Here is a 24878-nt window from a genome sequence, read left to right as displayed (position 1 = left end):
TGTTAAATGCAGGTTATTTTTAATCACGGTAAAGAAAGCGGTCCCTGGGGGACTAAGATCAAAGTATTAGCAAAAACAGCTGAAACTTTGGGAATGGAAGTGAGCAGTATTGATTATCAGGGCATTGATAATCCAGACCAACGTGTGGACACTTTGAAGCAAGCTATTCGCTCTATACCAGAGCCTTTTGTGCTCGTTGGTTCGAGTATGGGAGGCTATGTCGCGACTGTTGCAGCAGAAGCACCTGATTGCAAAGGCTTGTTTTTAATGGCGCCGGCCTTTTATTTAGGTGGTGAAGCCGACTTTGACAAAATAACGCCAACTTGCGTAACGGAAATTGTCCACGGCTGGAACGATGATATTGTCCCGGTAGAAAACAGTTGGCGCTACGCTAAAAGAACTCACTCGCAGTTGCACGTCGTTGATGACGACCATCGTTTAGTTGACAGCCTGCAGCAGACTAACGCACTGTTTAAACGTTTTCTTCAAACACTTTAAAGAATAAGGGTGGTTTTATGTCATTCACAATAGCTCAGGAATTAGCCAGAGACAGTTACCATTTAGCTGACTGGCCATTATGTGAAGTCAGGGTAATGGATGACGGACAGTTTCCCTGGTTTTTGCTAGTGCCGAAAGTGGCCGATGTGCGCGAAGTAATTGATTTAAGTGAAGACGACCAACTGCAGTTGTTAAGAGAAAGTCGTTTTTTGTGCCATTGGTTAAAAGCAGAATACCAACCGGACAAGCTGAATGTTGCGGCGCTAGGCAATGTGGTTCCGCAGTTGCATGTGCACCACATTGCACGTTTTCAAACGGATGTTGCCTGGCCGGCTCCGGTATGGGGGAAGCAGCCAATGCAACCTCTGAATGATGGGGAGGTAGCACGGCTGCAATCGGTATTTGCTGATATTACGTTTTAAACTGCTCCAGTTGGTTGCGCAGGCTATCTGCGAGTGCAGACATTTGATCACACTCGTTGTGACTGCCTTTAACCGCCGTTGAAACCTGACTGGAGAAATCTGCAATTGCCTGAATGTTCTTAGCGACGTCCTGACTGACCGATGCCTGCTCTTCCGTTGCGGTGGCAATCTGCGTGCTCATATCTGCGGTTTCCTGTATGAGCACAACTAACTCATTAAGTTTTTGATTTGCGTTCAGAATACGCTCGCTGGTGCTATCTGCCTGGGTTCGGTTGGTTTCCATAGCTGAAACGGCGGACTTAGACCCTTTTTGTAGACGCGAAATTTTTTCCCGTATTTCTTCGGTTGACTGGCTGGTGCGTTGAGACAGGGTACGAACCTCGTCAGCTACAACAGCAAAGCCTCGTCCCGCCTCACCGGCGCGCGCTGATTCAATGGCTGCATTTAATGCGAGCAAATTGGTTTGTTCGGAAATACCCTGAATTGTATCAATTACCGTAACAATACTGGCTACTTCATCGGCGAGCTGCTCAACTGAGCTTGCGGCACTTTGCATGGAAGTTGATAGTTCCTGCATGGTTTCCACGGCCAGTTGCAACTGCTCCTGATTCTGCGAGGTGGTCGTTCGCGACTCACTGGCATGATTGGCCGTCTGGTTTGCGTTTTCAGCTATTTCCCTGACAGTGGTTTCCATTTCGTTCATAGCCACCGCAACTTGGTCGGTTTTGTTTTCCTGTTCAGAAGACAAACCATCAATTTGCAGCATGGACTTATCAATAGTTTGTACTTTTTCATTAACTTCGTAGGCTGTATTTCGAACGTGGGTAATAATACTGCCTAAGTTGGCTATAAAAGCATTAAAGCCTTTCGCCAGGTCACCGACTTCGTCATTACTCTCTATATCTAAATGCTGAGTCAAGTCACCGCCTTCATTGGACATTCTGTTGAGGCTATTAGCGACATATTTAATAGGACGAACAATACGGCGGGCATAAAACCAACTTGCAATTACAAAGCCCAGCCCAATGACTAAACTGATAAAAACAATTGCAGTAATGGTCTTGTTCAGGCCTGAATAAAGTTCATCTTCCGGCAGTTCAATGACAATTCGCCAGTCACTGTTAGGCAGGTTGGTACTGGCTACAATGAGGTCATCGCCACTTTGGCTGGTGTAATCAATTTCTACTTCATTATTACTCATTAATTTATTCGCGACTTTATTGCCGACTTCCGATGACAACTGTCGAAAGTCACTAATGCGAGGGTGAATTTGAATGCGCCCCTCAGCGTCTACCAGGTAAGCAATACCATTTTCTCCCACATTAAAATCGGCAATGGCATTTTGCAGTGCTTCGAGGCTTTGCCCTATACCACCGACGCCAAGAGTGCGCCCGTTATCCTGAATACGAACGTTGACAAAAACAGTGGGAATTCCAGACTGTTCATCAACATCAAAATTAAGTTCTTGCTCGGTATTACTTTCTACAAAGTCGAAAAACCACTGGTCTCTTTCTTCGTTAGCTGAAACGGTTTTAAATAGACCTTCTGCGGTGTAATAGTTGTTACTTTCGGCGCTGACCGTAAATGCTGCCACGGCATTTCTCTGCTGGTAAATACGGTTAAGGTAGCTAACAATTTCGTTTTGATCGGTTTGCGACTCACCATTCTTTAATGCGTCAATTAAATACTGGTTATTAGCCAGTTCCTGGGAAATTAACATTGGAGTCGCTATTAATTGGCCAACTTCCCCCCTAATTTCACCCAGTGTGGCCGGGAGTTCTTGTTTGGTTACACGCTCTTCAATTAAAGAACGCATCATGAAGGTTGATATTCCCAGGGCTATGACAAGCAACGTGGTTAACGCAATTGCCATGCTGAGAGTGAGTTTATTCTGTAAATTCATGAGAACCTCAAATAGTTACCCGACCGCAATTATATGCGTTAAGCTGATAGATGTTGTATCGACCAGAATAATACAAATATTAGAACAAATAACGGAGAGTAACCTCTTGGGTTACTAAAAGAATAATGGCAACACCAGATTATTTGATTACCAGTCGATGCGTTAACCTAGTGGCGCAAATTAGTACTGAATTTGGACGATGGCTGGCTTTGTTAGAGTCAGAGGGTAGCGACTTAGCAGAGTTTCAGTCTCAACAAATGCCGTTGAAAGTATTTGCTTCGGTCGGCATTGAAGAACAATCACAATTGTTGCAGAACATTCGTTTAAATGAAGCTTATACGCAGTTGGCGCAGTGGAGCTTTTCTTCAGAGGCTGACTTAAAGAATGCTCATCAGTTAGTTTGTGCAGGTGTCACTCCAAGTGCTGGTAGCTATCGTGCTACCGGAATGGGCGTTTATCAGAATAATAAACTTGTACATATGACTGCGCCGGCCGGGCAAGCCCGAAAGTCGGTCAAAGATCTGCTTAACTGGCTGCAGCAAAGCGACGAACATCCATTGCTTAAAGCGGCGATATTTTTGCAGCAATTTGAGTTTATCCAGCCTTTTTCTGTGGCAAATGGTTGTATCGGGAGGCTCTGGTTTAGCCTCATTCTTGCGGACTGGCATCCGGCCGTTGCATGGTTGAGTTTTGAAGAGACATTTAAAGCCAGTAAAGATGAGTACCTTGACTGCTTAAGACGATCAATTGCAGAGAATGACAAGGTGCCGATGGTTGAATTCGTTCTGAGCTGTATGCAGCAGACAATTTCCCGCACAGTTAAATCCGAGACAGCTAAAGCGACTGCTAAAAAAGAGAGTAATGCCGCTAATGCTTTAACTCTCCAGCAAGCCGAAGGTTCGGTTAAAAGTTCGTTGTTTTGTTCGGTTAATGGTTCGGAGAAGCGAGCTTATTCTGGTGTAAATACAAGAAATATGGTTCTTAGACTACTTAATGAACAACCTGACTGGAGCGCGGCCAGAGTGGCAGAGGTGTTGAATATTTCTTCGCGGGCGGTGGAAAAACACATTTCAAAACTGAAAGATCAGGGCTTGTTAGTTCGAAAAGGTTCTGCCAGAGGAGGCTACTGGAGAGTAACAACCGAAATAGAAGAGCAGCTGAGCTTGCCTGCCGACTGGAATTAAAAAGAGTTTGATAAAACTAGGAAGAATTGGTCGGCGTGAGAGGATTTGAACCTCCGACCCCTGACACCCCATGACAGTGCGCTACCAGGCTGCGCTACACGCCGACCGAGGAGTGCTATGTTACTGTATTGGTCTGAATTAGCAAGCACGAACGCGGTTTAGGGCAGTCAACTGCTGCTATTTTCATCAATTAATTGGTTTCTTCCGTTTTGCTAAAGCGCTTTAAGTCTTTAAGTGCGTCAATCAGCACAGGAACCGGTGGCTCGGCTTGTTTCTTCAATTCAAATTTGTCGCTGCTGTATACACTAAACTGACCACTGTTATCCAGAATCGTAATCTCTTTTTCATCGTAGATAACAATGTAAGGACTGTAGGTCTCAACTAAAGGCCAGCGGCGTTTAAGTGTTTGCAGGCTTTCGCCGTTTGTATAGTTTTTATGAGAGCCGGCGCAGGAAATTCGGCTTTCCAGCATGGTTGGTACAATGTCCATTAGCCCGGCAATCGGTTGATCAGCCAGTTGGTAGTTACGCTGCCAAAGCGGTACTTGCATATTCTCAAGTGCAAACTGCTTATTCCCTAACAACTCTTCACTTTGTGCGGGTGATAAGGATGTTATCAGCAACTGATGGCCTGCCGTTTGCTGAAGTACCTTGTCTAGTGCTGAAATATCGCTTTCGGTCATTAGAACAACATTCAGTTGATTTTGACTACGGGCCGAAAACTCTGTGAGATTTTGGCTGTGCCAATCACTGTTGAACTGGCTCAGGCTAAGTGAATCTTCCCAGCTTTGACTATGATACCAGCGAATATCAAAGTTAAAGTCATTCAGCGGCTTCAGATACGCCGGAGTGAGTTGCTGACGCTCAATAGATTCCTGATAAAAGTCGGGCAGACCATACAGAACCTGAAACAGACCACCTTCGCGGTTAGGGTGTGCCAGCAATTGCAGATTCGGCTTCTCCAGCCGGTGTTTCGCTGCCAGAGTCTCTAATACCTGCTGTATGTCGGAACTTGCCCGGTCGAAGAGTACAAGAGTGGTTGACTGTTGTGTGTCGGTTTTTGAACACAGTAGGGGCTGCTGAGGGTATTTTAGTTTGATCTGATCAGTCGCCATGAGCATTTGCTGTCTGGCCTGATAACTTTCAACGTCTATTACCCCGTGTTTCGCCATTAAGGTTTTTGCCGTTGTCGGGTAGGACAAGGGGAACATGTCGTCTTGTTGCGTAATGGGGTCGTAAAGCACCGCATCAGCCCACACATGAACGCTGTGACTAACAAAAAAGCATAGAACAAAAACCGCTGTGACCGGAGCACCAATTTTACGGTTTTGCAGATCATCGAGACGCTTCCAGGCTAAATTAGCGAGCAGAAGCTGAATACCGACAATAAGCAGGAAGCCAAGTAAAATGGCAGAAATGATAACGAAACTGGCTCCGGTGAATACTGCCTCGGCGTCCCGGGTCATTTGCGCCAGAGAATAGGTATTTAAATGATAACCGTATTGACGGAAAAATAATGCGTCGGCGATAAGTGCTATCAGGCCGAACGAGGTTATTAATGCGGCAAAACCTCTAAGTATCTTTGAGTATGGGACAACCAGACAGAATGGAAATATCAGAATGATAAAGAAAACGAAGGGCAAAAATGCAAAGTGGCCAACCCAGCTAACCAACATATAGAGGTTGCCAATAGCACTAGATGGCTTGGGAGCCGCTTCAATATATAAAAGGCCAATAAATAAGCAAAGAATGATATTGGCAAAGGTAAACCAATGTCCCCAGCTTATTAGTCGGGCAATTTTATCTCTACGTTGGTACTTTCCCATCGTTCGTCAGTCCCGTGTTACAATGTCGGTATAGTAACACAGCAAAACAGCAAGGATAGTCCCCGTTATGCAATTGCGGATAGAAGAAAGCATTATTCACCAGTTTTACCAAAATGACGGGCAGGTCGGCTTGCGACTGGCTCCCTCAGCGTTAACGGAAGATGACCAGTTACATGACTTATTAGTTGAGTTAACGGATGTCTATACCAGCAAACCTGCAAAAGGTTATGCCAGCTTTATAAAAGAAGGCGAAGAGGGCGAGCCGGGGCCTTTCCCCGAGCAGCTAACCTCCTGGTATGACGGACAACTGGACTTTGTTGAGTTCAGTCAGCAGTCTGCCAAGTTACTTTTAGAAGAGCTGCAAAACTATAACTTATTGGAAGCGGGCTTCCTGTTGGTTACTCGTTACCAGCACATTAGTACTGAATATTTATTGGTGTGTTTCTTACCGGTAAAGGAAGGGGTCACAATTAACCCTGACTTAGCTGTTGACCGCTCGTCTCAACTTGATATTACAAAAGTACAGTTAGCGGCACGAATTGATTTAACCGAATGGAAAACGGCGCCTGAAAGCGAAAGATACATTTCTTTTATTAAAGGTCGTGCCGGACGTAAGGTTTCCGATTTCTTTTTAGATTTTTTAGGCTGTACCGAGCGCTTAAATTCAAAAGCTCATACACAACAACTGGTTGATTCTGTGCAAGAGTATGCCAAGCAGTCCGAGCTGGAGAATGAGCAACGGCAAGCATTAAGCAAAGCCGCTTATGAATACTGTGACGACCAATGGAAGCAAGGCGATACGGTAAAAATTAAAGATCTCTCAGAGCAGTTTGCAGAAGCCTATCCTGCAGAAAAAAGCTTTGAAAGCTTCTCTAAAGATTTTGCAGAACAGAATTCACGCGAATTAGTTGATGATTTTCCGGCGGATAAGTCGACATTGCGTAAGCTGGTGAAGTTTCAGGGGCAGGGGGGCGGTGTTAGTGTCGGCTTTGATCACACAGCCTTAGGTGAGAGAGTGCATTACGATGCAGCCACTGATACGTTGACAATAAACGGGACGCCACCGAATTTACGTGATCAATTACGGCGTTATTTTGGTATAGATAGTTAGAAGATGTTTTAGTGAATTAAAACGCCGGACAAGCCGGCGTTTTAAAGGCACTTAATTGTTTGGTTAAGCCGGTATTATTTATCGGCAGGACCGGGAACAATGTTGTTGGCGTGCAAACCTTTGGGACCTTCCTCGAGTTCGAACTCTACGGGTTGTCCCGCTTTCAGTGTGCGATAGCCTTCCATCTCAATGGTTGAATAGTGAGCGAAAATATCACCTTCGCGGTCCTCGCTTTCGATAAAGCCGAAGCCTTTCGAATTATTGAACCATTTGACTTTTCCGGTAGCCATACTTCTACATCCTTCTTCTGTAACAGATAGTTTATTATTATTAGGTGCGGTGGCTTGAAAAATCGCCGATTTAGCACCATGTTTAACTCTAGGTGACGTGAGTGATTAGTCAAGCCCTAAAGTTTAAAAAATAACCTACGTTGTTAATATTTTGGTTGTTTTTTTATCATTTCGGGTAAATTTAAAACTATTATTATGGCAGGTTGTTAATAAATGAGTCAGTTTGACCACCAGCACCTTAGCGATACAGAGGAAAAGCAGGAGCTCAAGCCACCATCCATGTACAAAGTCATCATTAATAACGATGACTACACGCCCATGGATTTTGTGATTGAAGTGTTGATGAGATTTTTTAAGATGGATCAGGAGCGCGCCACGGACACCATGTTACAGGTGCATTATAAAGGGAAGGCCGTTTGCGGTGTATATTCTGCGGAAATCGCCGAAACTAAAGTCGTACAGGTAAACCAATACGCTCGGGAAAATCAGCATCCGTTATTGTGTACTATGGAGCAGGAATGAGCCGAGTTGTCTGGGAAGGAGTGGTCTATGTTGAATAAAGCCCTTGAATTAACGCTAAACGATGCGTTTCGGCTAGCGCGCGAACGTAATCATGAACTGATGACAGTTGAGCACTTATTGGTTGCATTGCTGGATAACCCAGATGCATCTGAAGCGCTTCGTGCCTGTGGGGCAAACTTTCAACAATTGAAAGAAGAACTGCTGAGTTACATTGACCGTAGTACACCATTGTTCGGTCCTGACGAGGAAAGTCCTGATACACAGCCGACATTAGGCTTCCAACGTGTGCTGCAGCGCGCTGTGTTTCATGTGCAGTCTTCTGGCAACGCTGAGGTTACCGGAGCGAACGTTCTTGTCGCTATTTTTAGTGAGCAAGAATCCCAAGCTGTTTATTTATTGAATAAGAACGACATTACCCGGCTGGATATTGTTAACTTCATTTCACACGGAATATCTCGTATTGATGACGAGCCGATAGATGAAGAAATGGTCGAAGAAGAGGCCATGAAAGGTAATGACGAGCAGCAGAGTTATTTACAACGCTTCTGCTCTAACCTTAATGTGCAGGCTAAAGAAGGCAAAATAGACCCACTGATAGGCCGCGATTACGAGCTTGAGCGTTGCGCTCAAATTCTCTGCCGTCGGCGCAAAAACAACCCGCTTTTAGTGGGTGAAGCCGGTGTGGGTAAAACAGCCATAGCCGAAGGCCTGGCTTACCGAATTATTAAGGGCGAAGTTCCTGAAATTCTCTCCGATGCAACCATCTATTCACTGGATATGGGTGACCTGCTGGCGGGAACAAAATACCGGGGTGATTTTGAGAAGCGTTTTAAAATGCTTTTGAAAGAGCTTCAGGAAAAAGAGCATGCCATTTTATTTATCGATGAAATTCATACCATTATTGGGGCCGGTGCGGCCAGCGGTGGTGTATTGGATGCGTCTAACCTGATAAAACCTCTGCTTTCCAGTGGTCAGTTAAAATGCATTGGTTCGACGACATATAACGAATTTAAGAACGTTTTTGAAAAAGACAGAGCATTAGTTCGCCGCTTCCAGAAAGTAGATGTGGTTGAACCTTCAGTGGAAGACACCACAAAAATATTAATGGGTCTAAAAGAGAGATACGAAAGCCATCATGGCATTCGCTACACGCAGCCAGCTATTAAAGCAGCGGCAGAACTCTCTGCTAAATACATTAATGAACGGCATTTACCGGATAAAGCCATCGATGTCATGGATGAAGCCGGTGCTTCACAGCGTTTACTGCCGCCATCGAAACGTCGTAAAACGGTCGGTGTATCGGATATTGAAACCATTATTGCGAAAATAGCCCGTATTCCAGAGCAGTCGATCTCTCAGTCCGATCAAGACTTATTGAAACAGCTTGATCGCAATCTGAAAATGGTTGTCTTTGGTCAGGATGAAGCGATTGATAAGCTGACAGCGGCTATTCGCTTGTCACGCTCAGGCCTTGCTAACGAAAACCAGCCAATAGGTTCTTTCATTTTTGCCGGCCCAACGGGTGTTGGTAAAACGGAAGTTACTCAGCAACTGGCTAAAGCTATGGGCATTGAGCTGGTACGCTTTGATATGTCGGAATACATGGAACGCCACGCAGTGAGTCGCTTAATCGGTGCACCTCCCGGTTATGTCGGCTATGAGCAGGGTGGTTTGTTAACCGATGCGGTTATCAAGCAGCCACACTGTGTGTTGTTGCTGGATGAGCTTGAAAAGGCTCACAGCGATGTATTCAACATACTGCTGCAGGTAATGGATAACGGTACTTTAACGGATAATAATGGCCGTAAGGCTGATTTCCGCAACGTCATTATTGTTATGACAACAAACGCAGGTGTGCGCGAAACTGTTCGTAAATCTATTGGCTTTAAGCAGCAGGATCACAGTTTTGATGCGCTTGCTGAAATTAACAACATTTTCACGCCGGAATTTCGTAACCGCCTGGACGGTATTGTTTGGTTTAACCACCTGACGCCGGAAGTGCTTGAACAAGTCGTTGATAAGTTTATTTGCGAGTTGCAGGCTCAGTTGGATAAGAAAGGCGTTTCTCTTGAGGTTGATCCTTCAGCTCATGCCTGGATAGCAGAGAAGGGCTATGACAAGGAAATGGGTGCCCGTCCAATGAGCCGGGTTATCCAGGAACACCTGAAAAAGACGTTAGCCAATGAAATTCTGTTCGGTAAGCTTGCCCGTGGCGGAAGCGTGAAGGTCAGCGCGAACGACAAAGACGGATTAACCTTTGACTACGACAGTAAGAACGAAACTGTCGAAGGCTAATTTAGGACGTCAGTCAGAAATGAAAAAACCGGCCCGTTAACCAGGCCGGTTTTTTTAATCCTCAGTGCGGATTAACGTGCGCGGAAGACGATGCGGCCTTTAGTCAGGTCGTACGGAGTTAACTGTACAGTCACGGTATCGCCTGTCAGGATGCGGATATAGTGCTTGCGCATTTTTCCTGAAATATGGGCAGTAACCACATGACCATTTTCCAACTCTACTCGGAACATAGTGTTAGGAAGGGTTTCAAGAACCGTTCCTTGCATCTCAATACTGTCTTCTTTCGCCATTAAAATCCTCTAATATTTGTTTGAAGCCTAAAGTGTGTGCGATTTTAGCTCTTTTTTCCAATGATTGCCAACCAGTCGTTCATATGGCGCAAATCGAGTCTTATAATTCATCTTCTTGCAGTCATCAATTTGGTACCCAAGATACAATCGTGATACCTGTCTTTGCTGCGCTAAGCGGAGCATTTCCAGTACGGCGTATGTTCCCGGTGAGCGTTTGTCGTGATCAGGATTAAAGAACGTATAAACTGCTGACATGGTGTCCGCGGTTCTGTCGACAACCGACACAATAATGAGCTCTTCATGGTCATTACGCCATTCTAATAGCTCCGGAGTTAACCAGTCACATGAAACCCAGTTCCAAAACTTATCAGGGTCCGGCGGGTACATCTCGCCGTCAGAGTGACGTTCATTAATAAAGCGCGAGAATAGCTCATCATAGTCAGCCTCCGGTGCTTGTTTAATACTAAGAGTTAAGTCACTGTTTTTGTTTAACAGTCGCTTTTGATTCTTACTAAAGCGAAACTCGGGCACAACTACCCGGAGAGACTGGCAGGCGCTGCATAAACGACAATGAGGGCGGTAAACGTCGTTGTGACTTCTTCGAAAGCCGTGTTGCATTAATTGCTGGTAAAGATCGGCGTTAAGTGGTTCCAACTCATTGGGGAGGGCGACAACGAGACGTTCGTCTTGTGCCGTTAAATAGTGACACTGGCTTTCTTTCGTCACTCCAAACTGCACTACAATTCTCCGAAATTAGAAAGCTCGCGAGTTTGCCAGAAAGTTTCCGGCATGGACTGTTGTTGAGCTATATTCAATTTCATTAAAAAGCGTTCCCGATGCAGATTAACCGCCCCCAATGAAAATAAATGAGGGTTACCGACCTGGCAATCGATAAGTTGTCCGCCACAGTTATTAAAATGCTGGGCAAAGCGCACTAATGCAATTTTAGAGGCATCAGTTTTGTAATGAAACATGCTTTCTCCACAAAATGCACGACCAACAGAAATACCATATAAACCGCCGGCGAGTTCGTTATCGAACCAAACCTCGACCGAGTGTGCATGACCTAACTGGTGAAGTTTGCAATAAGCCTCAATCATTTCTTCGGTTATCCAGGTACCTTCGTTCTCTGAACGCTGATCGGCACAGGCACGAACAACATCAACGAAACAACGGTTAATACTGATTTGCCAGTTTGGTTTCCGGTTTGCCTTGGCAAGAGAGCGGCTGATGTGAATTTTGTCCGGAAAAAAGACGGCTCTGGGGTTGGGAGACCACCAAAGAATAGGGTCGTTATCAGAAAACCAGGGAAATATACCTTGTTGATAAGCGTGTATTAGCCGACCCGGCGATAAATCACCACCGACAGCGAGTAGCCCATTGGGTTCGTGCAAAGCTGTCGCTGTTGGTGGGAAACTGATCGATGCCGGATCGAGCTGGACAATCACTGTAGACGACTAAGACTTAGTCAGTGCGTCAAGGTAACGCTCGGCATCCAATGCAGCCATACAGCCTGTGCCTGCAGAAGTAATAGCCTGACGGTAGATATGATCCATGACATCACCTGCAGCGAAAACACCCGGTACACTGGTTGCCGTTGCATTGCCCTGAAGACCGCTCTGCACCTGAATGTAACCGTCCTGCATTTCCAGTTCGCCGTCAAAAATACCGGTATTTGGCTGGTGTCCAATAGCAATGAAGCAACCAGCGACTTCCAGCTCTTCTGTATTGCCGTCTTTGGTGTCTTTAATACGAACACCGGTAACGCCAGCATCATCACCCAGAACTTCATCTAAGGTTTTGTTGAGGTGGAAGGTAACGTTTCCGTTTTGCTCTTTTTCATGCAGCCGGTCAACCAGGATTTTCTCCGCACGGAAAGTGTCGCGGCGATGAATAACGTGCACTTCGCTGGCAATGTTCGACAGGTACAGGGCTTCCTCAACGGCTGTGTTACCACCGCCGACAACGCAGACCTTTTGCTTTTTGTAGAAAAAGCCGTCACAGGTTGCGCAAGCTGAAACGCCTTTACCCATGAAGGCTTCTTCTGAATCTAAGCCTAAGTACTTAGCTGAAGCGCCCGTGCTGATAATAACTGAGTCCGCGGTATACTCGCCAACGTCACCTTTTAACTGGAAAGGGCGCTTAGAAAAATCGACGCTACTGATATGATCAAACACAATTTCTGTATCAAAACGTTCCGCATGCTTTTGCATACGCACCATAAGATCAGGACCGGTCAGACCTTCTGCGTCCCCGGGCCAGTTCTCAACATCGGTCGTGGTAGTCAACTGCCCACCTTGTTGCATACCTGTCACCATAACAGGGTTTAAATTAGCGCGTGCAGCATAGACTGCAGCTGTATAGCCAGCAGGTCCTGATCCCAGAATAAGTAACTTACAGTGTTTGGCTTCAGCCATTAGAAAAACTCCATTAATGCGTTTTTGATTGTTTATTATTTAGCTATGGGGATTGATTGTAGGGTTTACAAGCTTGACCGACAAGAACCGCAACAAAAAAGCCCGCAAACTTTTGTTCACGGGCTTGTTTCTATTAGAGTCAGTATTAACCCTGCAGAGCTTCGCGTGGGTCCTGGTAGTCCAGACCTAACTGCTGACCCAAGTCGTCGTGAATGGCTTTGTAGGTAATTTTACCCTTGTGCATATTCAGGCCGCGTAACAGGTGCTCGTTTTCCAACATGGCTTTAACGCCTTTGTTCGCAAGTGCAATACCGTAAGGTAAAGTTGCATTGTTAAGAGCGATAGTAGAGGTACGTGCAACGCCACCTGGCATATTAGCGACGCAGTAGTGAACAACGTCATCAATGATGTAAACAGGGTCCTGGTGCGTTGTCGCTTTTGATGTTTCAAAACAACCGCCCTGGTCAATAGCTACGTCAACCAGTACTGAACCGGGTTTCATCTTACTGATGTTTTCACGCGTAAGCAGTTTAGGTGCTGCAGCGCCGGGAATAAGAACCGCGCCAACGACTAAATCGGCTTCCTGGGAATATTTATCGATGGCATCAACGGTAGAGTAAACCGTTTGTACACGGCCGGCGAAAATATCATCCAGTTCACGTAAGCGAGGCAGAGAGCGATCTAGAATAGTGACTTCAGCACCCAGGCCAATAGCCATTTTTGCAGCGTTAGTTCCAACAACACCACCACCGATGATCAGTACTTTGCCCGGCGCTACGCCAGGAACGCCACCTAATAAGGTACCGCTGCCACCGTGTGCTTTTTCTAAGTAGTGTGCACCTGCCTGAATTGACATACGACCGGCAACTTCACTCATAGGTGCTAAAAGAGGCAAACCATTGCGGTTATCGGTGACCGTTTCGTAAGCAATAGCAGTACAACCTGCTTTACCCAGTAACTCCGTTTGAGTTGGGTCCGGTGCTAAATGCAGGAAAGTATAAAGAATTTGGCCTTCACGAAGCATTTTGCATTCGTTTGGCTGAGGTTCTTTTACTTTAACAATCATGTCGGCACGCTGGAAAATCTCTTCTGGTGTATCAATAATAGTCGCGCCGGCTTCCATGTATTGTTCGTTCGTGAAGCCAATAGCAGCACCACCGTTGTTTTCAACGATAACGTCGTGGCCATTCTCCACATACTCGCGCACAGCAGCAGGTGTTAAGCCGATGCGGTATTCGTGGTTTTTAATTTCTTTTGGTACACCAATTAGCATTGTCTGCCTCTTAAAATTTTCGTGTTTAAGGGAAATTATTTGGCGCAAATTATAGACGTAAACCCTAGTGTATTACTTACTTTTTTTAAGTTATTTTTTGGTGTGATACACTATTTAAAGTTAATTATTTAGAGAATTATGATGTTTAATGCCGAGCAGCCCGTAGAAGTCACTATTGATAAAACTGACAGGAAGATCCTTCGTCTATTGCAAGACGATGGACGCATGTCAAACGTGGAGCTGGCAAGGCGTGTAGGCCTTAGTCAGACAGCCTGCCTGGAGCGTGTCCGCAAGCTGGAGCGAGAACAGGTTATAGAAAGTTACCATGCTAAAATTAATCCTGCTAAATTAGGTGCTAACCTGATGGTTTTCGTTGAAATAACGTTGACGCGAACTTCCGCAGACGCTTTTGCGGAGTTTAGTGAGGCAGCACGAAAAACGGATGAAATTCTAGAGTGCCATTTAGTGGCGGGTGATTTCGATTTTCTGATAAAGGCGCGAGTTCCCGATATGCGTGCATATCGTAAATTACTGGGTGAAACTTTGTTAATGATGCCCGGGGTTGATGAGTCACGAACTTATGTGGTCATGGAAGAGGTAAAACAGGAAAATAAAGTATTAGTAAAGGGGTAACATTAGGGCTGACATCCGCTACAATCATGCGGATACTAATGAATACCAATAATAATATTAACGAAGGCGCTGCAATAAGATAATGACAGGTGTACAAAGAGTTTTAGAAGCAGGGTTGCTAATAAGTGGTGCGCTAGCCATTTTCATTTTTTTGTCATTGGTGAGCTTTAACCCGGCTGATCCCAGTTGGTCACAAACAGGTTATGAAGGAAGCATACATAATGCGGGTGGAGCCGTAGGCGCGTGGGTGGCCGATGTCCTTCTATTTGCTTTTGGCTTTGTGGCCTATCTTATTCCTTTTGGCTTTGTCGGTGTAGGCTACTTATTATTCCGAAAAACCTACCAACTGCTGGAAATGGATTACCTGGCAGTCAGTTTACGTATGATTGGCGCAATGCTCGCGCTGATTGGCGCTTCTGCGCTGTCTTCCATTAACTTCGATGATATTTATTACTTTTCAGCCGGTGGCGTCATTGGCGACGTTATCGCCGCTTCATTATTGCCGTATTTGAATTTTGTGGGTACCACCTTACTGCTACTGACTTTCTTTTTTACCGGAGTAACCTTAGTTACCGGAATAAGCTGGTTGCAGGTTGCAGACAAATTAGGTGAGTGGGTTATTGACGGTGTTTTATGGCTGATAGAAAAGGCAAAAGTTCTATGGAATAGCCGAGGTAGCACAGAAGCATCAGATAGTGAAAATGACGAAACCTACAATGAAAAGCGAGAGCAAGCGCTGGAAGAAAAAAGCGCTTCGAGCTTAACCAGCGACTTATTTGGCGCGGATAAACAAGAGCCGGTATTGAGCCTGCCGTCGATAAACTCTGTCGATGATGAGCATGATGAGCATGATGAGAGTGGTGCACCACGGTTCAGCAAACAAGCTGCGAAGAAAAAAACAAACAGTAGCGAACCGGCAACACCAAAAACAAAAGAGCCGGAAAGCGATGGTACAGACGAAGGCGAATTGCTTCCTCCTTTACCGTCGATAGAGCTTCTGGACCGGCCAAACAAAAAAGACAACCCCATTACCCAGGAAGAACTTGATCAAGTGTCACGTACGGTTGAAACCGTCTTAAAAGAGTTTGGCGTTGATGTTCGTGTAGCCCACGTTCAGCCGGGACCTGTTATCACCCGGTTTGAGCTTGACTTAGCGCCGGGGGTTAAGGTTTCGAAAATATCGAATTTAGCAAAAGATATTGCTCGTACGTTGTCCGCTGTTGCGGTGCGGGTAGTCGAGGTGATACCCGGCAAGTCTTATGTGGGGCTGGAGCTTCCGAATAAGCATCGTGAAATTGTACAGCTGAGTGAGGTGATCAACAGCGATCAATTCACGAACAGCGACTCGCCACTGACAATGATTTTAGGTAAAGACATTGCGGGTAAGCCTGTGGTTGTGGACTTAGCTAAAATGCCGCACCTCCTGGTCGCAGGTACGACAGGTTCAGGTAAGTCCGTTGGTGTCAACGTGATGATTCTGAGCTTGCTTTATAAGAGCACACCGGAAGATGTCCGACTCATTATGATTGACCCGAAAATGCTCGAGTTGTCTGTCTACGAGGGTATTCCACACTTGCTGACAGAAGTTGTGACTGACATGAAAGATGCGGCAAACTCTTTACGCTGGTGTGTCGGCGAAATGGAGCGTCGTTATAAGTTAATGTCAGCATTAGGTGTGCGTAACTTAAAAGGCTATAACGCCAAAGTTAAAGCGGCAGAAAAAGCCGGCGAACCGCTGCGGGATCCTATCTGGAAACCGGGTGACTCTATGGATGAGTTGCCACCGGTGTTAGAGAAGTTGCCGAACATAGTTGTTGTCATTGATGAATTCGCCGACATGATGATGATTGTTGGCAAAAAAGTAGAAGAGCTCATTGCTCGCATAGCTCAAAAGGCCCGAGCCGCTGGTATCCATCTTATTTTGGCAACACAGCGCCCGTCAGTGGATGTTATTACTGGTTTGATAAAAGCTAACATCCCAACCCGTATTGCGTTTCAGGTGTCCTCCAAAGTGGATTCCCGTACTATCCTCGACCAACCGGGGGCCGATCAGCTTTTAGGTCAGGGTGACATGCTCTATTTACCGCCGGGAAGTGGTTCTCCGGTGCGTGTTCACGGAGCCTTTGTTGATGATCACGAAGTGCATGCCGTGGTTAAAGACTGGAAGAAACGCGGTCGACCAAATTATTTGGAAGAAATACTGTCCGGCGACCAGGGTGAAGAGGGTTTACTGCCGGGTGAGCAACAAGAAATGGATGACGCAGAGTCCGATCCGCTTTATGACGAAGCTGTTGCTTTCGTGACCGAAACTCAACGAGTATCTGTGTCCAGTGTACAGCGGAAATTCCGTATTGGTTATAATCGCGCTGCACGCATTGTCGAACAAATGGAAATGTCCGGTGTCGTAACCAGTGCCGGTAACAATGGCCAGCGCGAAGTGTTGGCCCCAAGAGCTCCAAGGGATTAAATTCATGAAAGCAGTTGTATTTACCATGATTATGGCCGTTTCTTTTAGCGCATTTGCTTCAGAGTCTGAGTCAGATAAGCATGAGTTACAGAAACTCCTGAAACAAACGCAAAGCCTATCTGCCGACTTTCAGCAAAAGGTGAGAGACGAGCAGGGCAGTGTATTGCAAAACCTTAGTGGCACATTAAAGCTAAAGCGTCCGGCAAGCCTTTACTGGCATACTAAAGAGCCGGATGAGAGTGTAATGATCGCTAATGGTACTAAGGTTTGGTACTACAACCCATTTGTCGAGCAAGTCACTGTCTATGCACAGCAGGACATGGTGGATGACAGTCCGTTATTGTTGGTGCTGGACAGCAATGGCAAGCAATGGGAAAACTATAGCGTGAGTTCAGAAGCAGGACGTTATTTCGTTGAGCATGAAACCAATGGTCGGAAGCTTGAGCTTCTTTTCTCCGATGAAAAGTTAAAAGAGATAACGATGGTTCAGGCACAAGGTGAACGCACCGAGCTGATGTTAAGTGACGTTGTTTTAAACGAAAGTATTGATGATGAGCAATTCGTTTTTGACGTGCCTGACGGCGTTGATGTTGACGACCAAAGTTAACTGTTGTGGCCAGCCTTGATTTAGACTTTCAGCCTGATTTCAAACCTCTTGCGGCGCGCATGCGTCCGCAAACTATTGAGGAGTATGTCGGGCAACAGCATTTATTAGCCCCCGGAAAGCCGCTGCGAGTGGCGGTTGAACAAGGTCATTTGCATTCAATGATTCTCTGGGGGCCTCCGGGTACCGGTAAAACCACCTTAGCTGAGCTCATCGCCACTACCGCCAATGCTACTGTCAGTCGTATCAGTGCGGTTACCTCCGGTGTAAAAGACATAAGACAAGCCATTGAAGAAGCAAAGCAGGTTGCCCAACAGCAGGGGCGCCGAACTATTTTGTTTGTCGACGAGGTGCACCGTTTTAATAAAAGCCAGCAGGACGCATTTTTACCGCATATTGAAGACGGTACTATTGTATTTGTTGGCGCGACGACAGAGAACCCCGGCTTTGAATTAAACAATGCGTTGTTATCGCGTGCACGGGTTTATCGCTTGCAGGGGCTTTCAAAAGCAGACCTTGAGCTAGCCTTAAACAGAGCGCTGAAAGATACAGAGCGGGGCCTGGGTCAGCGGGGATTAAGGTTAGAAGGTGAAGCCCGGGCAAAGCTGCTGGACTTAGCCGGTGGCGACGCTCGACGGTTGCTGAATTACCTTGAAGTAGTGGCCGACTTTGTTGAAAGCAGCAGCCAGCCTATTACGCCTGAGCTAATTACCGCCGCTATTGGCGAAAAGGCAACCGCATTCGATCATCAGGGTGACCATTATTACGATATTCTATCGGCGTTTCATAAATCGGTACGAGGCTCTTCACCAGACGGTGCCTTATATTGGTACGCGCGCTTATTAACAGGCGGCGGTGACGCTCTGGTTATAGCACGTAGGTTATTGGCTATTGCCTCTGAAGATATTGGTAATGCTGACCCAAGAGCCCTGCAGTTAGCGTTAAACGCCTGGGATACGTATCACAGAGTAGGGCCGGCAGAGGGCGAAAGAGCCATAGCTCAGGCCGTTATTTATTGTGCTTGTGCCGCTAAGAGTAATGCGGTGTACAATGCTTTTAAAGGGGCACTCAGGGCGGCAAAAGAGCACAGCGACGCGCCGGTACCGGAACACCTACGCAATGCACCCACCAAAGTGCATAAAGAGCAGGGCTACGGTGCTGATTACCAATATGCGCACAACTACCCAAATGCTTATGTGCCCGGTGAACGTTATTTACCGTCAGAACTGGCTGAAACGCAATTTTATCAGCCCGAGCCGCGCGGCTTAGAAATTAAGTTGCAGGAAAAGCTGCGCTGGCTACAAGATATGGATGCTAAGTCAGACTGGAAAAGGGAGCCCGATGAATAACCTACTGCTGCATTTTTTCTGCGTTGCTGCCGGCGGAGCCATTGGCGCCTCGGGACGTTACGCTATTGGCCTTGCAATGCAATCATTTGGGCTGCGGGCATTCCCTTTTGCGACGCTGACCGTTAACATATTAGGCTCGTTTTTATTGGGGCTGTTACTGGCGTATGGGCAACAACAATCCGTGTCAGAGACAACCCGCTTATTCCTTGGTGTTGGGGTTTTAGGGGCATTTACAACCTTTTCAACGTTCTCGGTTGAGGTTGTGACGCTTGCCAGCCAGGGCGAAATGCTAAAAGCCGCCTTACACATAGGCTTAAACGTAATTATCTGTATTGCTGCTGTTGTTGCAGCAATGATGTTGTACTCAACAACGGTTAAATAGGACACTCATGCTAGACGCTAAATACTTCCGTGAGGAATTAGACAATACCGCAAAAGCACTTGCTAAAAGAGGCTTCGACTTAGACGTTGCTAAACTCAGCAAGCTTGAAGAACAACGTAAAGAGGTACAGGTACGTACTGAACAACTTCAGGCTGAACGTAACAGTCGCTCCAAAGCGATTGGTAAAGCGAAAGCAGCGGGTGAAGATATACAGCCGTTACTGGATGCGGTGAGTGATTTAGGTGACCAGCTGGATAGCGCAAAAGAAGAACTTAAAGCCATTCAGGATGAACTAAACGACATTATTCTGGGTGTCCCTAACCTGCCGGCAGACGAAGTGCCGCAAGGTGAAGACGAGAGTGAAAACCAGGAAGTACTGACCTGGGGCGAACCTAAGTCGTTCGACTTTGAAGTAAAAGATCACGTTGATCTTGGCGAAGCGTTAGCCAAAGGCATGGACTTTGAAGCTGCAGCGAAATTAACCGGTGCGCGCTTTGTGGTTATGCGTGGTGGCATTGCTCGTCTGCATCGTGCGCTGACTCAGTTCATGCTGGATTTACACACACAAGAGCACGGTTACCTGGAAACCTACGTGCCTTATATGGTGAATCAGGATTCTTTGCTGGGAACAGGGCAGTTACCTAAATTTGGTAAAGACTTATTCCACATTGAAGGCGAGTCACAAGACCAAATACCAATGTCATTGATTCCAACGGCCGAAGTACCGTTAACGAACCTATACCGTGACGAGATAGCCGACGAAGACGAACTGCCGCTTAAATTTACGGCGCATACACCGTGTTTCCGCAGCGAGGCTGGTTCTCATGGTCGTGACACCCGAGGCCTTATTCGTCAGCATCAGTTTGATAAAGTCGAGCTTGTCTGGTTAGTGAAACCGGAAGCGTCAATGGATGCGTTAGAGCAACTGACGGGGCATGCCGAGACTGTGCTGCAAAAGCTGGAACTGCCGTATCGTAAGGTATTGCTTTGCACCGGCGACATGGGCTTTGGCGCCGCTAAAACTTACGATTTAGAAGTATGGTTACCAGCGCAACAGGCGTACCGTGAAATCAGCTCTTGCTCAAATATGCAGGACTTTCAGGCACGTCGTATGCAGGCTCGTTTTCGCCGCAAGGGTGCGAAAAAACCAGAGCTTATGCACACACTAAATGGCTCTGGACTGGCAGTAGGCCGGGCGTTAGTCGCTGTACTGGAGAACTACCAACAGGAAGACGGCTCAATAGTTGTGCCTGAAGCCCTGCGGCCTTATATGGGTGGCCTTGAAGTTATTAAGGGCTAAGGTTAACCCTAAATGCATTTAGCCGGTTTCGGCAGGCCCGCAATTCGTGTGGCCTGCTTAGCCGGGCCTTTCGGGAACAATTTGTAAAGGTAACGACTGTTGCCTTTATCTTCTCCCAGCTGCTTTTTCATGGCTTTCACCAAAACACGCATAGCCGGACTGGTATCGAATTCTCGGTAAAAGTCTTGTACAAAATTGACAACTTCCCAGTGTGCCGGTGTCATATCAATGTTTTCAAGCTCCGCAATATGCAGGGCCAGCTCTTCATTCCAGTCATCAATATTGGCTAAATACTCGTGCTTGTCGGTTTCGTATGTTTTACCGTTAAATTCAATCATGCGGACTACCAGGTAATTTGCTGCTGAAAACTGAGAACCAGTTCAACCCACTCTTCGTCAGATTTTAACATGACATAAGTTGGTAAGGTATTTCCTAAACACTCAGCGTCATTTTTTCTGGCATATATTGACTGCTTTACAGGCTGTTTATCAGGTAACTGACCCAGTTGTTCCCCGGAAATAAGCAGAGCGTCCCTATTGCCGAGTAAATGACTGTACTGTGCTAACCATTGAGTTAGTGCCGTATTTCTTAACCAGTGCAGGGTAGATGTCATGAGAAGTGTAGAACCTCGTCAAATTGATCCAGGTGCTGCTTTAGTTCATTTGCAGAAATAATTACTGTGTCTAACGAATCCGGCAGAGCGTCTATGTTAATTGTAGACTCTGAGCTTATAGCGATAGGTTCTGCATCGAGTAGCTCCAGCATGCCGTAACGCTTTGAAGGGCTATTGAGTAGGCAGTTAACTGCTTCGCCTGCCAGTATGAGCTGAACAGGGTGATCAAAGCTTGCCAGCGATAAAGCGACATCTAAGGCCTCTGTTGCTGCGTTAGTGTCTGAACTGCATTGTAAAATAGCGATTTTTTTCATAATGGTTAAAATTGTAAAGTCCGGTCACTGTTGGCAATAGCTGTTGCCAGAGCGGTCAAGCCCGAAGCTTGAAAACTTGGGTGGAACTCTTCAATTCCTTTACGCTCTGCTACCGTGTGACACACCACTAAGGGGACATTATGCTGACGGCTCATTGCTTCCCATTGATTTATTAAAGCTTTATTTTCAACCGGTGTTGTCAGTAGTGCATGATTCACGGCTTCCCGGTAGAAAAAGATACAAGCAATCTCATGGCCGCCGTTAATTGCAGCGAGAGCAAAGGATAAAGCTTCCTGAGACTTTAGCTGTTCTTCAGCACTGTTTTGAACTATGAGCGTTATTTTGGCCATAAATACTCACTTTAAACAAAAACGCCCCGCATGGCGGGGCGTTTATTGTAACCCTGTAGGCAGTCGCTTTTATTCGTCGCCGCCAAACGCCATTAGCAGCTGTAGCATGCTAAGGAATAAGTTATAAATTGAGACATACAAAGTCACTGTTGCGAGGATGTAGTTGCGCTCGCCACCGTTAATGATGTCGCTGGTCTGCCACATAATCAACATAGCCATTAATGGAATCATGATAGCAGAGATTGCAAGCTGTAATGCTGGCAACTGGAAGAACAGGTTAGCTATTATCGCTACAAAGACCATGATAATACCGGCAGTAACCAGGCCACCTAATTTAGACATGTCCTTTTTAGTGGTTAAGACATAGGCTGAAGTTGCAAAGAACGTCAGGGCTGTGCCGCCGAGGGCAGTAGCAACCATTTCGCCGCCTCCAGGCATTGATAGTGCCATATTGAGGATAGGACCGAGGGTATAACCTAAAAAGCCAGTTAGAGCGAAGGTTAATACAATACCCATGCCGCTATCTTTGGTCTTGTGAATACCAAAAAGCAAACCAAAGTAGGCAACTAAAGTAATGATGAGGCCCGGATAAGGTAAGTTCATCATAGTGCTGATAGTTGCAACAACAGCACTGAAAGCCAGTGTCATTGCCAATAATGTATAAGTGTTGCGTAGTACCTTATTAACGGCCAGCGTCGATTCGTTCTGACCGACATAAGTCTGACTGCGATTGTTCATAGATTTCTCCGTGTTGAACTTACTGTCTGTTAAGACGGTTTTTTATTTAAAAAGTTTCCTAAATACTACAGCATTAATGGGGGCCTTGGGTAGGAAATTAAAGGGTAATTTCTAGCGAAAAACGTTCAGTTTGTCTAATAAACGCCCAAACGGACACTTTGTTCAAATTTTTCCTTTACAAGCGTAATTTAGGTCTTTAATATTCGCTTCGTTCTCAACGACGCAGTTGAAGAGAACAAACAATACGGAGAGGTGGCAGAGCTCGGTTGAATGCACCTGACTTGAAATCAGGCGTGGGTTCATTCCCACCGGGGGTTCGAATCCCTCCCTCTCCGCCAAATTTAGCAAAAAAGCCCAGCTCCTTGAGTTGGGCTTTTTTGCTTTTTACACACCTCCAGAGTTATTCGACAACTCCTCCTTCGCTGATATGTTTATAAAACCTTTATGCTAGTAACGCGGTTTATTTGGTTTTGTTAATAACATCCTTTGTCATCATGGTGATAATTGGTATTCTTAATAGCTAATTCAAACAACTGTTTAACAGGGAAGCGTCATGCTGTTTCACGAGACTTTAGCGTTAATAGAAAACGACAAAAACAATCAAACCATTAAGCTACCGGAAGGCTGGGCACAGGGTAGGGCATTTTTTGGTGGTTTTAGTGCGGCTTTAGCTGCACAGTTTCTATTGCGACAGTTCCCGGGAGATTACCATTTGCGGAGCTTCGCTATTTCTTTTGTCGCGCCGGCGACACCAGGGGATGCAACGTTAAGTTATCGGGTATTAAGACAGGGATCTTCTGTGTTGCAGGTGTCGGTTGAAATAACACAAAATGACGAAGTCATGTTAGCTGGATTAGCCAGCTTAGGTAAAGGGCGCTCATCCTCTGTATCGGTTAGCGGTGAAACACCGCCTGACTTAAAAACAATTAATGACGGTCCTGGCTTACCTGAAGCCGATATTGTTCCTGAATTTGCAAAAAACTTTGATTACCGTATTACTTCCGGTGGTATGCCATTTAGTGGGCAGCCGGGTCGAACCTTTGGTGGCTGGATACGCTTTCGTAAAGAGCAGCAAGAACTGACCACAGCAGCAGTTTTGGCGTTAGTTGATGCCTGGCCACCTGCGGTGCTCCCTCACCTGGATAGCCCCGCGCCGGCTTCGTCACTTACCTGGACTATCGAATTTCCGGATCTCCCCCTGGACGAATTTAACACCAACGACTGGTTTCAGTACGAAGCTTTTATTGAGCATGCTGAACAAGGGTATGGCCACAGTAGAGCAGGCTTATGGAGTGAGGAAGGGAAATTGTTAGCTATTAGTCGACAGAGCTTCACTGTGTTCGCATAATAGGTTTATGGAAACAACACCTGAAATAATCCGACAGCACCTTATCGATACTCAACCGGGTATCGATTTGCTGTTGTTACAGTTACCGTCACGAGAGTTGCTGGCCCCTTCAAATATGCCGGTTATTGAGGCATTACCCCGGATCATTATCCGTCAAATGCTGTCGTTGAAAGCGTCGGCAACCATCATTGAAAGGGCTGAGCAAAAGGCTAAATCACTTGGTGCCGGAGGTATCGCTTATCTTCCGGTCGAAGAGCTTATGGGGTGCGGTGTTAGCCGCACCAAAGCTGCCGCTATTAGTAGTGTTGCACAATGTCAGCAAAAAGAACCGGATAGGGTACAGTCGTGGTCTGGCATGGGGTCGAAAGAGTTAATTACCGATGTCACCCGGCTAAAGGGGGTTGGTCCGTGGACTGCTTCTATTTTAGCGATGTTCCACTTTGCCCATCAGGATCTTTTCCCAATTCAGGACAGCTCGCTTCGTAAAGCTATGAGTCTTTTAAAAGATCAGGATATTCTAATTATTCCGGAAAGGGCTCAACCCTACAGAAGCTACCTGGCTTGTTATTTGTGGGATATGCTGGACCAGGCCCGCTTGTAATCTCTATTCAAAAACTCCACCTTTGACTTGTCTTTAATAGCTATTACCACACCCTCAAACTGGCTTTTTCCGAGCTTTTGTAAAATTCTGTAAAAGCAACTTGTTATCGTCGTTAAAAGCTCAGAATATGCGACGCGAATTCGGGCAGG

The 24878-nt window shown here is 46.1% G+C and carries 27 protein-coding genes and 2 tRNA genes; 15 read left to right on the top strand and 14 right to left on the bottom strand.

Annotated features, from left to right (window positions below; genetic code table 11):
* Positions 1–6: 6 nt before the first annotated feature.
* Together BM359_RS03205 and BM359_RS03200 are read left to right on the top strand one after the other, a co-directional pair.
* Entirely contained in the window at positions 7–498 is a 492-nt protein-coding gene (locus BM359_RS03205) for an alpha/beta fold hydrolase (RefSeq protein WP_054487896.1), read from the top strand.
* A 17-nt stretch (positions 499–515) separates the two neighbouring features.
* Complete coding sequence (locus tag BM359_RS03200) at positions 516–920, top strand: HIT domain-containing protein (RefSeq protein WP_054487894.1); 405 nt, start codon at positions 516–518, stop codon at positions 918–920.
* Here the strand turns inward: BM359_RS03200 and BM359_RS03195 are convergent.
* Positions 910–2823, bottom strand: a complete 1914-nt coding sequence (locus BM359_RS03195) for a methyl-accepting chemotaxis protein (protein WP_074930761.1) — start codon at positions 2821–2823, stop codon at positions 910–912. The genes BM359_RS03200 and BM359_RS03195 overlap by 11 nt on opposite strands.
* A 125-nt stretch (positions 2824–2948) precedes the next feature.
* Here BM359_RS03195 and BM359_RS03190 point away from each other — a divergent pair, with 125 nt between their 5' ends.
* On the top strand, positions 2949–4007 hold the full coding sequence (locus BM359_RS03190) for a Fic family protein (protein WP_054487887.1): 1059 nt from the start codon (positions 2949–2951) through the stop codon (positions 4005–4007).
* Between the two features lie 27 nt (positions 4008–4034).
* Here BM359_RS03190 and BM359_RS03185 read toward each other — a convergent pair.
* Both BM359_RS03185 and BM359_RS03180 read right to left on the bottom strand, forming a co-directional pair.
* A tRNA-Pro gene (locus BM359_RS03185) sits at positions 4035–4111 on the bottom strand.
* An 86-nt stretch (positions 4112–4197) separates the two neighbouring features.
* Entirely contained in the window at positions 4198–5832 is a 1635-nt protein-coding gene (locus BM359_RS03180; protein ID WP_054487885.1) for a DUF3413 domain-containing protein, read from the bottom strand.
* Positions 5833–5899: 67 nt separating this feature from the next.
* Between BM359_RS03180 and yejK the strand changes: the two genes are divergently transcribed.
* Positions 5900–6943 (top strand): nucleoid-associated protein YejK, encoded by a 1044-nt coding sequence (gene yejK, locus BM359_RS03175; RefSeq protein ID WP_054487883.1) that lies wholly within the window; start codon positions 5900–5902, stop codon positions 6941–6943.
* Between the two features lie 74 nt (positions 6944–7017).
* On the opposite strand, the gene cspD is transcribed toward yejK, so the two are convergent.
* The gene (gene cspD / locus BM359_RS03170) at positions 7018–7233 is read right to left on the bottom strand and encodes a cold shock domain-containing protein CspD (RefSeq protein WP_054487879.1); all 216 of its coding nucleotides are present in this window, start codon (positions 7231–7233) and stop codon (positions 7018–7020) included.
* Positions 7234–7446: 213 nt separating this feature from the next.
* Between cspD and clpS the strand changes: the two genes are divergently transcribed.
* Both clpS and clpA read left to right on the top strand, forming a co-directional pair.
* Complete coding sequence (gene clpS, locus BM359_RS03165) at positions 7447–7755, top strand: ATP-dependent Clp protease adapter ClpS (protein ID WP_011233927.1); 309 nt, start codon at positions 7447–7449, stop codon at positions 7753–7755.
* Positions 7756–7782: 27 nt separating this feature from the next.
* Positions 7783–10050: an ATP-dependent Clp protease ATP-binding subunit ClpA gene (gene clpA / locus BM359_RS03160; RefSeq protein ID WP_054487877.1), complete on the top strand. Its 2268-nt coding sequence runs from the start codon at positions 7783–7785 to the stop codon at positions 10048–10050.
* 71 nt (positions 10051–10121) lie between these two features.
* Here the strand turns inward: clpA and infA are convergent, their stop codons facing one another.
* The 5 genes from infA to ald form a co-directional block, all read right to left on the bottom strand.
* On the bottom strand, positions 10122–10340 hold the full coding sequence (gene infA, locus BM359_RS03155; protein WP_054487875.1) for a translation initiation factor IF-1: 219 nt from the start codon (positions 10338–10340) through the stop codon (positions 10122–10124).
* A 27-nt stretch (positions 10341–10367) separates the two neighbouring features.
* Positions 10368–11078, bottom strand: a complete 711-nt coding sequence (locus tag BM359_RS03150; protein ID WP_054487873.1) for an arginyltransferase — start codon at positions 11076–11078, stop codon at positions 10368–10370.
* The gene (aat, locus tag BM359_RS03145; RefSeq protein WP_054487871.1) at positions 11078–11788 is read right to left on the bottom strand and encodes a leucyl/phenylalanyl-tRNA--protein transferase; all 711 of its coding nucleotides are present in this window, start codon (positions 11786–11788) and stop codon (positions 11078–11080) included. The genes BM359_RS03150 and aat overlap by 1 nt, the downstream gene beginning before the upstream one ends.
* A 9-nt stretch (positions 11789–11797) precedes the next feature.
* Positions 11798–12757 carry a thioredoxin-disulfide reductase gene (gene trxB / locus BM359_RS03140; protein WP_054487869.1) on the bottom strand — a complete coding sequence of 320 codons (960 nt, stop codon included), beginning with the start codon at positions 12755–12757 and terminating at the stop codon, positions 11798–11800.
* A 145-nt stretch (positions 12758–12902) separates the two neighbouring features.
* Positions 12903–14030, bottom strand: a complete 1128-nt coding sequence (gene ald, locus BM359_RS03135) for an alanine dehydrogenase (protein ID WP_054487867.1) — start codon at positions 14028–14030, stop codon at positions 12903–12905.
* A gap of 141 nt (positions 14031–14171) precedes the next feature.
* Between ald and lrp the strand changes: the two genes are divergently transcribed.
* The 6 genes from lrp (at position 14172) to serS (ending at position 20765) form a co-directional block, all read left to right on the top strand.
* Entirely contained in the window at positions 14172–14663 is a 492-nt protein-coding gene (gene lrp / locus BM359_RS03130) for a leucine-responsive transcriptional regulator Lrp (protein WP_054487866.1), read from the top strand.
* Between the two features lie 82 nt (positions 14664–14745).
* Positions 14746–17130 carry a DNA translocase FtsK gene (locus BM359_RS03125; protein ID WP_054487864.1) on the top strand — a complete coding sequence of 795 codons (2385 nt, stop codon included), beginning with the start codon at positions 14746–14748 and terminating at the stop codon, positions 17128–17130.
* Between the two features lie 4 nt (positions 17131–17134).
* Positions 17135–17737 carry an outer membrane lipoprotein periplasmic chaperone LolA gene (gene lolA, locus BM359_RS03120; RefSeq protein WP_054487862.1) on the top strand — a complete coding sequence of 201 codons (603 nt, stop codon included), beginning with the start codon at positions 17135–17137 and terminating at the stop codon, positions 17735–17737.
* A gap of 59 nt (positions 17738–17796) precedes the next feature.
* Positions 17797–19083, top strand: coding sequence for a replication-associated recombination protein A (locus BM359_RS03115; RefSeq protein ID WP_278354708.1), 1287 nt, complete (start codon positions 17797–17799; stop codon positions 19081–19083).
* Complete coding sequence (gene crcB, locus BM359_RS03110; RefSeq protein WP_054487858.1) at positions 19076–19465, top strand: fluoride efflux transporter CrcB; 390 nt, start codon at positions 19076–19078, stop codon at positions 19463–19465. Before BM359_RS03115 ends, crcB begins: the two co-directional genes overlap by 8 nt.
* 7 nt (positions 19466–19472) lie before the next feature.
* Positions 19473–20765: a serine--tRNA ligase gene (gene serS / locus BM359_RS03105; protein ID WP_054487856.1), complete on the top strand. Its 1293-nt coding sequence runs from the start codon at positions 19473–19475 to the stop codon at positions 20763–20765.
* An 8-nt stretch (positions 20766–20773) separates the two neighbouring features.
* On the opposite strand, the gene BM359_RS03100 is transcribed toward serS, so the two are convergent.
* From BM359_RS03100 to BM359_RS03080, 5 genes are all read right to left on the bottom strand, one after another.
* Entirely contained in the window at positions 20774–21103 is a 330-nt protein-coding gene (locus tag BM359_RS03100) for a TusE/DsrC/DsvC family sulfur relay protein (RefSeq protein WP_054487854.1), read from the bottom strand.
* Between the two features lie 5 nt (positions 21104–21108).
* Positions 21109–21378 (bottom strand): hypothetical protein, encoded by a 270-nt coding sequence (locus BM359_RS03095; RefSeq protein ID WP_054487852.1) that lies wholly within the window; start codon positions 21376–21378, stop codon positions 21109–21111.
* Entirely contained in the window at positions 21375–21692 is a 318-nt protein-coding gene (locus BM359_RS03090; RefSeq protein ID WP_054487851.1) for a DsrE family protein, read from the bottom strand. Before BM359_RS03090 ends, BM359_RS03095 begins: the two co-directional genes overlap by 4 nt.
* 5 nt (positions 21693–21697) lie before the next feature.
* Positions 21698–22042, bottom strand: a complete 345-nt coding sequence (tusD, locus tag BM359_RS03085; protein ID WP_054487849.1) for a sulfurtransferase complex subunit TusD — start codon at positions 22040–22042, stop codon at positions 21698–21700.
* Positions 22043–22111: 69 nt separating this feature from the next.
* Complete coding sequence (locus tag BM359_RS03080; RefSeq protein ID WP_054487847.1) at positions 22112–22780, bottom strand: Bax inhibitor-1/YccA family protein; 669 nt, start codon at positions 22778–22780, stop codon at positions 22112–22114.
* A gap of 246 nt (positions 22781–23026) precedes the next feature.
* Here BM359_RS03080 and BM359_RS03075 point away from each other — a divergent pair.
* The 3 genes from BM359_RS03075 (at position 23027) to BM359_RS03065 (ending at position 24729) form a co-directional block, all read left to right on the top strand.
* Positions 23027–23118: transfer RNA gene (locus BM359_RS03075), tRNA-Ser, on the top strand.
* A gap of 215 nt (positions 23119–23333) precedes the next feature.
* Positions 23334–24128, top strand: a complete 795-nt coding sequence (locus BM359_RS03070) for a thioesterase family protein (protein ID WP_054487845.1) — start codon at positions 23334–23336, stop codon at positions 24126–24128.
* Between the two features lie 7 nt (positions 24129–24135).
* Positions 24136–24729 (top strand): DNA-3-methyladenine glycosylase family protein, encoded by a 594-nt coding sequence (locus tag BM359_RS03065; protein WP_054487843.1) that lies wholly within the window; start codon positions 24136–24138, stop codon positions 24727–24729.
* The last annotated feature ends 149 nt before the right edge of the window (positions 24730–24878 follow it).

The organism is Idiomarina abyssalis (assembly GCF_900116625.1).
In the GTDB taxonomy this organism is placed as follows: Bacteria; Pseudomonadota; Gammaproteobacteria; order Enterobacterales; family Alteromonadaceae; genus Idiomarina; species Idiomarina abyssalis.
This window is presented reverse-complemented; position numbering and strand designations above follow the sequence as displayed.